Raw genomic sequence first — 14,762 nt, 5'->3', positions numbered from 1 at the left:
CTAGTAAATCGAAAGAAAACGGGAAAATGGAACATAGTCCAAAACTTGCCAAAAAAAGGCGGCTCACCGGGTGGATAACCCTGCTGGTAGTACTGGCGGTACTAGCAGTTATTATGATGATTTCGGTCGGGTCTGGTCCCAAACGCATCACCACTGCGGAGGGCATCGATTTGTTGGCGAGCCACACTGTGGAAAAAGTCGTGATTAATGACGGCACTCAAACTGTGTCGATGACCTTGACCAAGGATTATAAACGTCCTAAACGCTATCTACCCAAGGAAGGTCTGTTCGGAATCAAGCCTGACCCGGTAGTGGGCAAAGAAGTCGTGTTCACCTATGTGCGACCTCAAGCGGAAACTGTGGCCACCGCCGTAGCAAAGGCTGACCCCCAGAAGGGTTACGACTCGATTTACCCGGTCTCCACTTGGTGGGAGGGCATGCTGACACTGATGATTCCGATGTTGCTATTGTTCGGCCTGTTCTTCTGGTTCGCTTCGCGGATGAGTGGTGGAATTAGCTCCTTAGGATTCGGGAAATCTCGGGCACGGAAATTTAATAAAGAGGATGAAACCAAGGTTACTTTTGCGGATGTGGCCGGGGTGAATGAAGCCGTAGAGGAGCTGCAAGAAATCAAAGAATTCTTGGCTGAACCAGATAAATTCCATAAGCTGGGTGCGAAAATTCCCAAAGGCGTGTTGCTCTATGGCCCTCCGGGCACCGGGAAAACCCTATTGGCTAAAGCAGTAGCGGGGGAAGCTGGGGTGCCCTTCTTTTCCATGAGTGGCTCGGAATTCGTGGAAATGTTTGTGGGTATGGGAGCCTCTCGAGTGCGGGATTTATTTGAGCAAGCCCGTAATGCTGCTCCCGCGATTATTTTCGTCGATGAAATCGACGCGGTAGGACGTCACCGGGGCACCGGTATGGGGGGAGGCCATGATGAACGCGAGCAAACCCTCAATCAGCTATTGGTGGAAATGGACGGCTTCGACGAGCGTACCAATGTAATCCTGATTGCGGCTACCAACCGTCCCGATGTGCTTGATCCCGCCTTGCTGCGCCCGGGACGTTTTGACCGGCAAGTAGCGGTGGAAGCTCCTGATATCAAGGGGCGCGAAGCTATCTTGACAGTACACGCCAAGAACAAACCCCTGAGTAAAGACACTGACTTGAAAGCCCTAGCGAAACGTACTCCCGGATTCACCGGGGCTGATTTGGCTAATGTTTTGAACGAAGCCGCACTGTTAGCAGCGCGTCACACGCGGGAAGAAATCAATGCTAGCGACCTCGATGAAGCTGTGGATCGAGTGGTGGCCGGACCCCAGAAACACTCCCGGATTATGAATGACCACGACAAGCTGGTAACTGCCTATCACGAGGGCGGGCACGCTCTTTGCGCGGCAGCCTCGAACTATTCCGATCCAGTTACTAAAGTGACAATTTTACCGCGCGGGCGGGCGCTGGGTTACACCATGGTGATGCCCACTGAAGATCGCTATTCCGAGACTCGCAATCAGTTGCTCGACCAACTGGTTTACGCCATGGGCGGTCGAGTGGTGGAGGAAATCGTGTTTCGTGATCCTTCCACCGGGGCGGCTAATGATATTGAAAAAGCCACCGAGATTGCCCGAAAAATGGTTACCAGATGGGGATTATCTGCGGGCTTGGGAACAGTGAAGTACGGTAGTTCCCATGATGAGCCTTTTGTGGGGATGGAATATGGTAGGGGGCCGGGGTACTCTGATACCACGGCGGCCACTATCGACCAAGAGATTCAGCAGCTTATGGAAGCAGCTCACCGTGAAGCCTGGTGGATTATCGAAAATAACCGCGATATTCTCGATGAATTGGCCAGGCGCCTGCTCGAAGAAGAAACCCTGGACGAAAAAGCCTTGGCCGAAATCTTTGCGGGCGTGACCAAGTCGGCAAAACGCGGAACATGGCAGTCCTATCCCGGGCTGGAAGCCGCGAATCGTGAACCGATAGAAATCCCCGAGGCGGTACGGATTCGAACCGCTAAAGCCCTTGAAGCCACCAGCGGTAACTTTGCGCTTGATGCCGCGAACCGTCCGTTGGCCGAAGCTGGTTTGGGGGGGACAGTGCCTTTCAACCCGGAAGAGGTAAACTCCACCCCTACGACTGGTTCTATCTCGAGTGACGCTCCGAATCCAGCGCAGCCCCCGAAACCCCCGGCTGACGAGATCCGGATTCTCGACGAAGAAGAACCTTATACCACCAACCCTTCCTCTCAGGATTCCCACGATTTTCCACCCCTACCGCCGAGTAATCCCAGCTCAACAACACCTTCCGGGGAGGCTAAACAATGACTGTACGTAAATACGATGCTGCCAAAGTGGAACAAGCCGTGCGGGATTTGCTTGCCGCCGTCGGTGAAGATCCCCAGCGAGAAGGCCTGATAGAAACCCCGGCGCGACTGGGACGCTCATTTGCGGAACTGTTGGAAGGCTACCGTGAGGATCCCAAAGAACACCTGCGGCGTTTGTTTCCCGTCGATCACAATGACCTGATTTTAGTTAAAGACATTCCCTTCAACTCCACCTGTGAACATCACCTGTTGCCCTTCTTTGGACACGCCCATGTGGGCTATATCCCGAAGGGTAAACGAGTCACGGGGTTGTCTAAACTAGCGCGTCTAGTGGATGGTTATGCCCACCGTTTACAGGTTCAAGAACGCCTCACCGAGCAAATCTCGCAGGCCTTGTGGGAAGTGCTCGACCCGCTGGGAGTGATAGTAGTATTACAGGCCGAACACATGTGCATGACGGTACGCGGGGTCAAAAAACCCGGAGCCAGAACCACCACCTCGGCTGTACGCGGGGTGATGCAAAGCTCCCAAGTTACCCGTTCGGAAGCTATGAGTTTGATTCTGTCTCGAGATTAGGCCGGCACCTCATGAACCCTGACCACACTGTCAAGCAAGTGACCCCAGAATATCTGCGACCCGGGAAAACCCTGGTTATGGGGGTACTGAACGTGACCCCGAATTCTTTCTCCGACGGGGGGAAATGGCTCGACACGGATGCCGCCGTAGCTCATGGCCAGGAACTGTTGGCCGCCGGAGCTGACCTAATCGACGTGGGTGGAGAATCCACTGCCCCCGGAAATGACCCGGTTTCCCCCCAGGAAGAAACCGCACGGGTGGTACCAGTAATCGAAGCCTTGGCCGCCAACGGTGCCCTGATTTCATGCGACACTAGACACGCCGAAACTGCCCGCGCTGCCGCTGCAGCGGGAGCGCTCATCATCAATGATGTTAGCGGGGGACTGACGGATCCGGACATGTTCGACACCGTGGCAGCCCTGCAAGCGCAACATCCGCAGCTCAGCTATATATGTCAGCATTGGCGTGGCCACCTCAAGGATGCCAACCGGATGGCAATTTACGACAATCCTCACCGGGAAGTACTCCAAGAGGTTCAGGAACGCGTCGCAGTGATGCGCCAGCGCGGCGACATAGACCTTGGTCGGGTCATCCTCGATCCCGGTTTCGGATTTTCCAAACAAGGCGATCAAGACTGGAATATTTTGGCAAATCTGGAGGCTTTTTTGGCGCAGGGCTTTCCGGTTTTGGTGGGAGTTTCGCGTAAACGTTTCCTGGCGGGATTCGAAACCAGTATCCCGGGTCGCCACCCTCGTGACGAAGTCACGGCGCTGCTATCCTTATATTGCGCCCTCAAAGGCGTGTGGGCAGTGCGGGTACACCAGGTGGAAACGATAGCGATGGGGATTCGTGCCTTGCGAAAAATGTCGGAATGCCGTGAATTCCCAGTCCAAAACTAGGATTACCGCTGTATTACTGCAGTGTGTTTCAAGGGTTCAGGAGGCTGAGCGTGACTAAGCAACAACACCAGGCACATCCGCTTACGGGAGATTGCATCACGTTGCGAGGGATTCACACCCTGGCAATTCACGGCGTATTGGATTTTGAACACCACCAGCCCCAAGATTTTCTGGTGGATGTGTCCCTGTGGTTCGACTCCCGTCCCGCCGCCCGAGTCGATGATTTGGCTCTGACGGTGGATTACTCCGAGGTAGCCACGAAAGTCCAGGCCGTGCTTGGCGGTAAAAGCCGGGCTTTGATTGAACGCCTGGCTGATAATATCGCAATGCGCATCCTTGAAGACGAACAAATTTTGGCCGTTGATGTCACTGTGCATAAGCCACATGCTCCTTTGGATGTTGAATTTCAAGACGTTTCCATCTGTATCCACCGCACCCGCGAAGACTTTGAAAATGAGGCGACTTTGCTACCAGCGGATTTGACAGTTCGCCCGAATAAACCCCGAGTAGCGGTCTTAGCCTTGGGGGCGAATCTGGGGGATCCGGTGCGAACCTTGCGGGAAGTCGTAGCTGATTTACAAAGTGTCCCCGAGTTCTTAGAAGTCCAAGTCTCGCCTCTAGCACGCACCCGTCCCGTGCTGGCTAAGAACCAGGCTCCGCAACCGGATTACTACAATGCGGTGGTGCGGGTGGTGTCCCGGCTTTCCGCCGCCGAGCTGTTGGATTTGGCGCAGCACTTGGAACAAAACCACCACCGGAAGCGTCCCTCGCGGTGGGCAGCACGCACCTTGGATATCGACATTATCGCGGTAGAAGGATTGGAATCAGACCACCCCAGTTTGACCTTGCCGCATCCGCGTGCTGCCTCGCGTGCCTTTGTGTTGGTGCCGTGGCTGGAGCTGGATGCGACAGCTCGCCTGGAGGGACAACCCGTAGCAGAATTAGCCGCCGCCCAGGACCGCGAGGGGATTGTGAATCTGTGGCTCGACTGGCTAGACACCCCCCGTGCTGATTCCCGCGAACCCCATCCGGAAGAACCCGGCAAGACTGCTGTGGCTCCAGCTTCACCTGAGGCTGCTACCGAGACGGCCAGTGTTTTGGGGACTCCCGCCGGCCCGCCCCCCAGCGAAGCCGCTGACTTTGGCTTACCGTCGTGGCGGGCCGCTTTGGGGACACCCGCCGCCCAGCGGGTTGTGGACGATGTGGCCGGGGACATTTATTCTCCCCCCGGTTCGATTCAAGAAACGGGTGCATCTGCGCCAGCACCTCATGAACCCGGTACCGCCCCCAGCACCCCCGTCACCCCGGATTGGCAGCGCGTACGTAAACACGAGGCACGCTGATGCACTCACGTCCGCTGGTGTTACTGGGTCTCGCCCTCGGCGTGGGGGTGGTGACAGCGGCGGTTTTCGGGGGGATGCTGAACCGGGGGCTGAGCCTGCCTGTCGGCGGCTACGATTTCGGGTTGGCTAGCGTGGTTATCTGCGGGTTCGCCGGGTGGTTGGGGTGGCACGTTAAACGGTTTAAGTCTCGTAAGAAGACGTGGATTACGGCGGTTGGCGCTTCACGAGTCGCGGCTCTGGCTTTAGCTTTATCCCATGTCGGAGCCATATTGGGAGGATTTTTCGGCGGCCAAACGGTAAATTTGCTGCTCCACTTGACCAATGAAGCCTTGGAGGCACTGTTGGGCGCGAAAATCATGGCGCTGGGGGGCGCGGTGTTGATGGTTATAACCGGAATCTTGGTCGAGAAAATCTGCACTATAAATCCTAATGATCCCAAGTCCCCACCCCCATCCGGGATGGTTCGAGCCCCCGCCTAAGAGTGAAACCCGGAGTGGCGCCTCATGAAACCTGTCTACTAGCGGAGTCGTCGAGAAGATTAACCGCGCCGAAAAGCAACCCGAGGGGAATCGCTTGACGAGTGTGGGCGAAACGCACCCCCTCGCGTCGCCGACGCTCCCCGCGCCGAAACAGCCAAGTTTCTATCCAAATAGAACCCGTGATGATAGCACCCCCGAAGCTGAACAGCAGCACCAGCATCGGCACATTCAAGTTCTCGCGCGTTAGCTGCACCGTATTCGAATTCATTTCCCAGGCTTCCTCGTCTGGGCTTTCCATAGTGAAGTCACGGCGCACTTCGTTGACGGTATTCTTTGTTATCGCAGCAAATACTCCCGCGAGACCGCCCAGAGCCGCTAGGCGGGTGAAAAAGCGCGCCTTTTTTTCAGTTATGAAATCCGGGATGGCGTACCACAGAAAAACCACCAAGGTGCCAAACAAAGTAACGGATTGCTGGCGCGCGTTGGGAACAAATGGGAAACGTCGAGTCTTGGGGTTGTCATGTGATGGCATAGCACACTCCTTTGTCTACGGACGATTCTAGCAAAGCACGGCGTGGAACCGGAGAAAAACCGCGCTCGCGCCTAAACTTTGAAAAGTGGTGTCTAAAAAAACCTCCTCAGCGAAGCCCTCGGGTTCCTCCTCGCGCCGGCCTTCGGGTGCGAAACCTGGCGCGAAACCTGGCGCGAAACCTGGCGCGAAACCTGCGGTGCGTCGCAAATACACCCCCGCTCAAATTCGACGCAATCGGATTATTGCTCTGATGATTTTGGCGTTGGTGGTGGTGGTTATCATCGCAATTGTGATGGTAATTCGCTCCAGCGTGGCTGCCCTTGAGCGTTGGCAAAAAAACCAGGCCGCTGAAGACAGGGCCTACCAGATTCGCATGGAAGAACGCACCTTCGAGCCGCCCAAACCCTGCGCGGCGTCAAACCTGAAAATTGCCCTTACTCCCGGCGCGCCCCTGGTGTATGTGGGGACGGGCGAGAAAATGGCCTTCGAGATTCAAAATGCCAGCAAAACGCCTTGCACCGTCGTGATTGACCCCCGAAAATCTGGGGTACAAATCGTTTCCGGAAACCAAATTGTTTATAACTCCACCAGCTGTCAACCGGAAAAGACTGCCACCAAGCAGCTTTTACTGGCTGGCGGGAAAAGCTGGAAACAGACCCTGAACTGGGATGGGATGGTGCACAACTCGGATTGCAGTCCCGCTACACAAGTGGCGCGGGCGGGAACCTATCGCAGCCAAGCAATTTGGGATGGGGTGGCGGTTGACCCCGAAACCGTGTTGGCGCTCCAAGATCCGCCCCCGCCCTCTGCCCAGACGGAAAACTCCGGTGAAAACCCTGCCAAAACCGCTGGATAACTATTAGGATAAAACCATGAGTGACGCGCAAAGATTCCGGGAAGTTATTACTATGTTGGCTCCCGGGACGGAGCTGCGCGACGGGTTAGACCGGGTTATCAAAGCCTCGGCGGGGGCACTGGTTGTGTTGGGATACGAAGACCACATCAAGCGGATGTGTTCAGATGGCTTTGAAATCGATGTCGAGTTTTCCGCTACCAGGTTGCGCGAACTGTGCAAAATGGACGGAGCTGTGATTATTGACCCGGAACGGTGGCGGATTCGTCGGGCTAATGTCCAGCTGCTGCCCGACCCTTCCATTCCCACTACGGAATCCGGGATGCGCCACCGTACTGCTCACCGGGTGGCGGTGCAAACTGGGAACCCGGTAATTGCTGTTTCGCATTCTCTGCGAGCGATTTCGCTGTATCTGGACAATAGGCGCTATGTTTTGGATGACCCCGAAACGTTGCTGTCGCGAACTAGTTTGGCTATTGCTACCTTAGAGAAATATCGCAACCGTCTTGACGAGGTTTCCGAATCCTTAACTGCCCTTGAAATTGACGATATGGTGACGGCACGTGACGTGTCCCTGGTGGTACAACGCCAGGAAATGGTGCGCCGGGTGGGTCACGAAGTTTCCGACCAATTGATTCAGCTCGGTGAATACGGTCGCTTGCTCAAAATGCAGCAATCCGAGTTGATGCGTGGTTTTGCGGTGAACCGTTCCCTGCTGATTCGCGACTATATCCCGCAGGGTTTTTCGGAGGAAAAAGTCGTGGATCGCCTGGGGGGATTGGACGACGCGGAACTGCTCGACTTGGGTTTGGTGGCGCGCATAATCGGGGTTTCCGGTGCTGGCTCGGAGATTCTCGAGACTCCTTTGCTGCCGCGCGGGCTGCGAATGTTGGCGCGTATTCCCCGTCTGCCGGCGCATATCGTCGAAGCGATTTCGCGCCGCTGGGGCACCCTGTCGGAACTGCTGGAGGTCTCTACCGAGGAACTTCAAGAAATTGATGGGGTCGGACCACAGCGCGCACAAATCATTCATGATGGTTTGGAGCAACTGGTTGAAAATTCCGCTTTCAACCGCATGCACTAAGATGTGAAACCCAACTAGCTAAAGGAGATTTACCAGCAATGATGCCATATACAGTTTATGAATCCCCCGAGGAATTGGCGCGTGATTTTGCGGCTTGTGTCGCGGCGGTTTTCCGCGACAAGCCCAATGGAGTGCTTGGAACCGCTACGGGTTCTTCCCCCTTAGAGGTTTATCGGGTGCTGGGTCGCCTGGTGGAAATCGGGGCGGTTAGCCTGAAGAATGTGAGGACTTTCCAACTCGATGAATATGTGGGGTTGCCGGTCGGTCACGAACAGAGCTATCGGACTTTTATCGAGGAAAACCTGGTGGCGCTCACGGACTTGAATTCGGCTAATGTGGCGGTGCCGAATCCACATCTGGTGGGTGACCCAGGTATCGCTACCCTCGATGATGCTGCGGCGGCCTATGATCTGGATATCAAAGCTGCGGGGGGAGTGGACTTCCAGATCCTGGGGATTGGTTCTGATGGACACATTGCTTTCAATGAGCCGGGCACGCCCTTGGATTCCCGTACCCATGTGGCGGATTTGGCACCCCAGACGATTGCGGATAATGCGCGGTTTTTCGGGGGTGACCAGAGCCAGGTTCCCACACAGTGCATCACTCAGGGTTTGGGCACGATTATGGAGGCGCGTGCTATCGGTTTGATTGCCATGGGCGAGAACAAAGCTCAGGCGGTCTATGACATGATTCACGGTCCGGTCAGCCCGGATTGCCCCGCGAGTGTGTTGCAAAACCACCCGGATGTGCGGGTTTATCTGGATGCGGGGGCGGCAAGGCTGCTCTAGTCGCGTTGGGTTTGTCTGCCGGGTTCACTTGCGGTAATGGCGGGGGTTTCGCCTGTGTTGGGTACTTCGTCGGTGGGGGTTTTGGTTTCATGAGGTGCCATTTCGGGCGCTTCGCGTGGCGTGAGTTTCCAAATCACCCCGGCTGCAAGCAGTCCAATCACGGCTGTTAGCAGTGAACCCTCAATCCCGACGCTGCCTCCGGTTAACCAAGTTGGGCCGTGGAGTGTCCCGTCCAGTAGCCCGCTTTGTTTCCCGGTTCCCGACACGTTGACACCCCAAAATGCCGCTTGCATGGCGTTCCACCCAAAGTGCAGGCCGATGGGGAACCACAGGCGGCGTTTCCACAGGTAGGCTGTCCCCAGTAGGAACCCGGCTTCGACACCGATAGTCAAGGCTCCCAGCCAGGTAACGCCGGGATTACTCAGGTGCATAGCCCCAAATACCAGGCTGGTGACAACCAGTGCTCCGGGGGCTCCCCACTTTTGTTCCAGTAGCCTCAGGAAGACTCCGCGCATGAGGAGCTCTTCGAAAACACAGGCTATCAACCCGATTCCAATGCCTTTGAGAATCCCGGAGTTAATGGCAAAAGAGTTAAAACGCCAAAATCCTCGCGCCCAAAGTATCAGCATCGGCAGACTGACCAGCACGGATCCCACCAAAATTCCCAGCGCGGTTTCCTTAATACAACCGGTAGCGCCCAATTCTGTGACCGGGCGTTTGGCGAATCGTTTTACCAAGAACCGATAGGCGAGGATTTCCGAGGCTCCTAAAACCAAGCCGGTGAGCAATAACCAGTGCGGGGAATCCATCAAAAGTACCCGGGTCGCATCACTGGTGCCACTGGTGGTCATATCCAGAATCATGCCTCCATTAATGACCAGAATCTCAATCGCCACCAGGGCGATAGGGAGGAGCGTGGCCTGTTGCCACAAGCCGGAATTCTTTGATGATTGTTGGGGTATAATCATGTGTTAATCATAGTACTGGGCTGGCACCTCATGAAGCGGCAATTGAAACGAAATTGCCAGCCGATAGGGAATTTTGCTAGAATCTCCGTTTGGTGTCTGTTTTTAGTCACCCAGAGCCTTTCGGAGAAACCCGAGAGGACAGCGGGCTCCTATCGTTTGGAGTTCCGGACGCAACCTCAGCCGTTTCACGCGGACGGAAGGCGGGCCGGCCCCCAGACGATGTCGTGTGCCCACTGGGGGATTGGAAGCCAGAAATCCCAATTAACAGATTGCAAGAAACGGAGTAACTGTGCCAACTATTGAACAGCTCGTCCACAAGGGACGTTCCACGAAGCGCTCCAAGTCGAAGACCCCGGCCTTGGTGGGGTCTCCCCAGCGTCGTGGCGTGTGTACCCGCGTGTACACCACTACCCCGAAAAAACCTAACTCGGCGCTGCGTAAAGTGGCTCGTGTGCGGTTGTCCTCGGGCATTGAAGTATCCGCTTATATCCCCGGGGTGGGGCATAACCTGCAGGAACACTCCATCGTGCTGGTGCGCGGCGGGCGTGTGAAAGACTTGCCGGGGGTGCGCTACCACATTGTGCGCGGGGCACTCGACACCCAGGGGGTGCGTGACCGCAAGCAGGGACGTTCCAAGTACGGTGCAAAGAAGGAGAAGAAGTAATGCCACGTAAAGGTCCGGCGCCCAAGCGCCCGCTGATTGCTGACCCGGTTTACAATTCCCCGTTGGTTACACAACTGGTTAACCGCGTGCTTTTGGACGGCAAGAAGTCCATTGCCCAAAAAATTGTTTACGGAGCTTTGGAAGGCGTGGCTCGGAAAACCGAGCAAGATCCCATTCAGGTTTTGAAGCGCGCCATGGAAAATATTCGCCCCCACCTTGAGGTTCGCTCCCGCCGTGTGGGTGGGGCAACCTACCAGGTGCCCGTGGAAGTGAAAGCCGGACGGGCCACCACGCTAGCTTTGCGTTGGCTCGTGGATTTTTCACGGCAACGCCGCGAAAAATCCATGACCGAGCGACTCATGAACGAAATCTTAGATGCCTCCAACGGTCTGGGGGCAGCGGTAAAGCGCCGTGAAGATGTACACAAGATGGCCGAAGCCAACCGGGCTTTTGCCCACTACCGCTGGTAGTAGCACGGTAAGCTGCAAACTTTTTGCGGCGGAACCGAAACGAATATTTAGAGACTAACGAAGGGACAACGCTAGTGGCACTTGACGTGCTAACCGACCTGAATAGGGTTCGTAACATCGGTATCATGGCTCACATCGATGCCGGCAAAACCACCTGTACGGAACGTATTTTGTTCTATACCGGTATCAACTACAAGATTGGGGAAACCCACGATGGGGCTTCCACCATGGACTGGATGGAACAGGAACAGGAACGTGGCATCACGATTACTTCGGCTGCCACCACCTGCTTTTGGAAAGACAACCAAATCAACATTATTGACACCCCCGGCCACGTGGACTTCACTGTCGAGGTAGAGCGCTCCTTGCGCGTCCTTGACGGTGCCGTGGCGGTATTTGACGGCAAGGAAGGCGTGGAACCACAGTCCGAAACCGTGTGGCGTCAGGCCGACAAGTACAATGTGCCGCGTATCTGCCTGGTGAATAAGATGGACAAGCTCGGCGCGGACTTCGACTTTTCCGTCAAAACCATCGTTGATCGCTTGGGCGCCAAGCCGGTTGTTATCACCTTCCCGATGGGGGCGGAATCCGACTTTATCGGCGTGGTTGATGTCTTGCAGCAAAAGGCGATTTACTTCCCGGAAAAAGACGCTGATGGCAAGGAAACCAAGGGTTCTGTGTTGGAATACAAGGATATTCCCGAGGAATACAAAGCTAAGGCCGCTGAATACCTGGTGAAAGCGACGGAAGAAGCAGCCGAAGCCAGCGAAGAGCTGATGGATGCCTATATCGAAAACGACCAGTTGACCCTCGACCAGATTAAGGCGGGGATTCGTCAGCGCACTATCAATTCCGAGATTTACCCGGTCTATGCCGGTTCGGCCTTCAAGAATAAAGGGATTCAACCGGTTCTGGATGGGGTCATCGATTTCTTGCCCACACCTTTGGATATTGGTGCGGTTAATGGGTTCCGTCCCGGTCACGAGGAAGATGGCGAAACTGAGACTCGTAAACCTGACGAGAATGAACCTTTTGCCGCCTTGGCCTTCAAGATTGCGGTGCATCCTTTCTATGGCAAGCTAACCTATGTTCGGGTCTACTCCGGTAAAGCCGAACAGGGAACCCAGGTGTTGAACTCTACCAAGGGCAAGAAGGAACGCGTGGGTAAACTGTTCCAGATGCACTCTAACCACGAAAATGCTGTGGACGTGGCTCACGCCGGTCATATTTACGCTTTTGTGGGATTGAAGGAGACCACTACAGGTGACACGCTGTGCGCAATTGATAAGCCGGTGGTTTTGGAATCCATGACCTTCCCTGATCCGGTGATTCACGTGGCTATCGAGCCGAAGTCTAAGGCTGATCAAGAGAAACTGGGTATTGCTATCCAGAAACTGGCGGAAGAGGATCCGACCTTTACCGTTAAACTTGACGATGAAACTGGCCAGACTGTTATCGGCGGGATGGGCGAACTGCACCTCGACGTGCTGGTCGACCGGATGCGCCGCGAGTTCAAGGTCGAGGCTAATGTGGGTGCCCCGATGGTGGCCTACCGCGAAACCATCACCAAGAAGGTAGAAAAGGTCGAATACACTCACAAGAAGCAGACCGGTGGTTCGGGTCAGTTCGCCAAGGTTCAGGTTACCTTCGAGCCCTTGTCCGAAGAGGAAAAGGCCGAAGGCAAAACCTATCTCTTCGAAGACAAAGTTACCGGTGGTCGCATTCCGCGCGAGTACATTCCGAGTGTGGACGCGGGTATCCAAGAGGCTATGGCTTCTGGGGTGCTAGCCGGGTTCCCCTTGGTGGATTTGAAAGCCACCCTTGAGGACGGCGCCTATCACGACGTGGACTCCTCGGAAATGGCCTTCAAGATTGCCGGGAACATGGTCTTCAAAGAAGGTGCCAAGAAAGCCGGTCCGGTGATTTTGGAACCGATTATGGATGTAGAGGTGCGTACCCCCGAAGAGTACATGGGCGACGTCATTGGCGACCTGAACTCGAGGCGCGGTAATATTGCTTCTATGACCGACGCACAAGGCGTGAAGGTTGTTCGCGCCAAGGTGCCCCTATCGGAGATGTTTGGTTACATTGGCGACTTGCGTTCCAAGACGCAGGGACGCGCGATGTTCACCATGCAGTTCGATTCCTATGCTGAGGTTCCAAAGTCGATTTCCGAGAAAATCGTTTCTGAAAATCGCGGCGCCTAGGTAACAACGGGTTGAAACCGGGGGCTCTCAAGTCCTTGAGAGCCCAGGTGACACCCCATAGTACGCAGAAATAACCCAACCCAAGTAGGAAATTCCGCTAGTAAGTGGTAATCTTTTGTTGCTTATTAGTTGGAGCAAACTACCTAAAATCCAGGAGGAAGAAAAGAAGTGGCACAAGGCACTTATACTCACGACAAGCCGCACGTAAACGTCGGCACCATCGGTCACGTTGACCACGGCAAGACTACTTTGACCGCTGCTATCACTAAGGTACTGGCGGAAAAGTACCCCGATTTGCCCGCAAACAAGTTCACCCCCTTCGATCAGGTGGATAACGCTCCGGAGGAACGTCAGCGCGGCATCACCATCAACGTATCTCACGTTGAATACGAAACCCCCAGCCGTCACTACGCTCACGTGGACGCTCCCGGGCACGCCGACTACATCAAGAACATGATTACCGGCGCAGCGCAGATGGACGGTGCTATCCTCGTGGTAGCTGCCACCGACGGCCCGATGGCTCAGACGAAGGAGCACATCCTGTTGGCGAAGCAGGTTGGGGTACCCTCTATCTTGGTAGCGTTGAACAAGTGCGATTCCCCCGATGTTGACGAGGATATGCTGGAAATCGTCGAGGACGAGATTCGTGACGACCTCGAAAAGCAGGGCTTTGATCGCGATTGCCCGATTGTTCACGTTTCCGCTTTGAAGGCGCTGGAAGGCGACCCCGAGTGGACCAAAAAGATTGAAGAGCTCATGGACGCGGTGGACACTTACATTCCCACCCCCGAGCGTGACTTGGACAAGCCGTTCTTGATGCCTATCGAAGACGTATTCACCATCACCGGTCGTGGTACCGTGGTTACCGGTCGTGTGGAGCGCGGCAAGCTGCCGTTGAACTCTGAAGTGGAAATCGTGGGTATCCGCGATACCCAGAAGACCACCGTTACCGGTATTGAAATGTTCCACAAGTCCATGGACGAAGCCTACGCCGGCGAGAACTGTGGTCTGTTGCTGCGTGGTACCAAGCGTGAAGACGTAGAGCGTGGCCAGGTTGTGTGTGTTCCCGGTTCCGTGACCCCGCACACCAAGTTCGAGGGCAAGGTCTACATCTTGAAGAAGGAAGAAGGTGGACGCCACAAGTCCTTCTACGATGGCTACCGCCCGCAGTTCTTCTTCCGCACCACCGACGTTACCGGCGTTATCAAGTTGCCGGAAGGCACCGAGATGGTTATGCCTGGCGATACCACTGAAATCAGCGTGGAGCTGATTCAGCCTATCGCTATGGAAGAAGGCCTCGGCTTCGCTATTCGCGAAGGTGGCCGTACCGTTGGTTCCGGTAAGGTAACCAAGATTATCGAGTAATTTTCGATGCTATAGAGGGGGCGGGTGCGTTTGCATCCGCCCCCTCTATATGCCTTGGCTCTCACCGTTTTTACAGGTGGGAGCGTTATTTATTTTTTATTGCTGAAAATAGTCTGAGAATTCTTTCCGGATGTTAACTTTTCAAATGATGGAGACGAAGTAATTACAGAGTAGTATGGTACAGCTGAGCATTTACCGAAGGGGGGGGATT

14 protein-coding genes are annotated in these 14,762 nt (G+C 55.1%); 12 read left to right on the top strand and 2 right to left on the bottom strand.

Annotated elements, in window-relative coordinates; all coding sequences use genetic code 11:
• Positions 1-26: 26 nt before the first annotated feature.
• From ftsH to HMPREF0577_RS07400, 5 genes are read left to right on the top strand one after another with little or no spacing between them, the layout of a single operon-like run.
• A complete protein-coding gene (gene ftsH, locus HMPREF0577_RS07420) occupies positions 27-2,324 on the top strand; it encodes an ATP-dependent zinc metalloprotease FtsH (RefSeq protein WP_004013189.1) in 2,298 nt (765 codons plus the stop codon).
• Positions 2,321-2,899 (top strand): GTP cyclohydrolase I FolE, encoded by a 579-nt coding sequence (folE, locus tag HMPREF0577_RS07415; RefSeq protein WP_004013188.1) that lies wholly within the window; start codon positions 2,321-2,323, stop codon positions 2,897-2,899. Before ftsH ends, folE begins: the two co-directional genes overlap by 4 nt.
• Before the next feature lie 11 nt (positions 2,900-2,910).
• Positions 2,911-3,798, top strand: coding sequence for a dihydropteroate synthase (gene folP, locus HMPREF0577_RS07410; RefSeq protein ID WP_004013187.1), 888 nt, complete (start codon positions 2,911-2,913; stop codon positions 3,796-3,798).
• Positions 3,799-3,848: 50 nt separating this feature from the next.
• Positions 3,849-5,141, top strand: coding sequence for a 2-amino-4-hydroxy-6-hydroxymethyldihydropteridine diphosphokinase (gene folK / locus HMPREF0577_RS07405; RefSeq protein WP_248613753.1), 1,293 nt, complete (start codon positions 3,849-3,851; stop codon positions 5,139-5,141).
• A complete protein-coding gene (locus HMPREF0577_RS07400; RefSeq protein ID WP_004013185.1) occupies positions 5,141-5,620 on the top strand; it encodes a DUF3180 domain-containing protein in 480 nt (159 codons plus the stop codon). The genes folK and HMPREF0577_RS07400 overlap by 1 nt, the downstream gene beginning before the upstream one ends.
• A gap of 22 nt (positions 5,621-5,642) precedes the next feature.
• Here the strand turns inward: HMPREF0577_RS07400 and HMPREF0577_RS07395 are convergent, their stop codons facing one another.
• On the bottom strand, positions 5,643-6,152 hold the full coding sequence (locus tag HMPREF0577_RS07395; protein WP_004013184.1) for a hypothetical protein: 510 nt from the start codon (positions 6,150-6,152) through the stop codon (positions 5,643-5,645).
• Between the two features lie 88 nt (positions 6,153-6,240).
• On the opposite strand from HMPREF0577_RS07395, the gene HMPREF0577_RS07390 reads away from it, so the two are divergent.
• The 3 genes from HMPREF0577_RS07390 to HMPREF0577_RS07380 are packed head-to-tail and all read left to right on the top strand — an operon-like array spanning position 6,241 to position 8,877.
• Positions 6,241-7,008 (top strand): hypothetical protein, encoded by a 768-nt coding sequence (locus HMPREF0577_RS07390; RefSeq protein WP_248613752.1) that lies wholly within the window; start codon positions 6,241-6,243, stop codon positions 7,006-7,008.
• 16 nt (positions 7,009-7,024) lie between these two features.
• Positions 7,025-8,089 (top strand): DNA integrity scanning diadenylate cyclase DisA, encoded by a 1,065-nt coding sequence (disA, locus tag HMPREF0577_RS07385; RefSeq protein WP_004013182.1) that lies wholly within the window; start codon positions 7,025-7,027, stop codon positions 8,087-8,089.
• Positions 8,090-8,127: 38 nt separating this feature from the next.
• Positions 8,128-8,877: a glucosamine-6-phosphate deaminase gene (locus HMPREF0577_RS07380; protein ID WP_004013181.1), complete on the top strand. Its 750-nt coding sequence runs from the start codon at positions 8,128-8,130 to the stop codon at positions 8,875-8,877.
• On the opposite strand, the gene HMPREF0577_RS07375 is transcribed toward HMPREF0577_RS07380, so the two are convergent.
• A complete protein-coding gene (locus HMPREF0577_RS07375) occupies positions 8,874-9,845 on the bottom strand; it encodes a CPBP family intramembrane glutamic endopeptidase (RefSeq protein ID WP_004013180.1) in 972 nt (323 codons plus the stop codon). The genes HMPREF0577_RS07380 and HMPREF0577_RS07375 overlap by 4 nt on opposite strands.
• A 289-nt stretch (positions 9,846-10,134) precedes the next feature.
• Here HMPREF0577_RS07375 and rpsL point away from each other — a divergent pair, with 289 nt between their 5' ends.
• The 4 genes from rpsL (at position 10,135) to tuf (ending at position 14,551) form a co-directional block, all read left to right on the top strand.
• Positions 10,135-10,509, top strand: coding sequence for a 30S ribosomal protein S12 (rpsL, locus tag HMPREF0577_RS07370; protein ID WP_004013179.1), 375 nt, complete (start codon positions 10,135-10,137; stop codon positions 10,507-10,509).
• Complete coding sequence (gene rpsG / locus HMPREF0577_RS07365; RefSeq protein WP_004013178.1) at positions 10,509-10,979, top strand: 30S ribosomal protein S7; 471 nt, start codon at positions 10,509-10,511, stop codon at positions 10,977-10,979. Before rpsL ends, rpsG begins: the two co-directional genes overlap by 1 nt.
• Before the next feature lie 74 nt (positions 10,980-11,053).
• Positions 11,054-13,186, top strand: coding sequence for an elongation factor G (gene fusA, locus HMPREF0577_RS07360; RefSeq protein ID WP_004013177.1), 2,133 nt, complete (start codon positions 11,054-11,056; stop codon positions 13,184-13,186).
• 168 nt (positions 13,187-13,354) lie between these two features.
• Entirely contained in the window at positions 13,355-14,551 is a 1,197-nt protein-coding gene (gene tuf / locus HMPREF0577_RS07355; RefSeq protein WP_004013175.1) for an elongation factor Tu, read from the top strand.
• Positions 14,552-14,762: the final 211 nt, after the last annotated feature.

This window comes from Mobiluncus mulieris ATCC 35243, from assembly GCF_000160615.1.
GTDB lineage: Bacteria > Actinomycetota > Actinomycetes > Actinomycetales > Actinomycetaceae > Mobiluncus > Mobiluncus mulieris.
The sequence above is the reverse complement of the archived record's forward strand: the minus strand, read 5'-3'. Positions and strand labels throughout refer to the sequence as shown.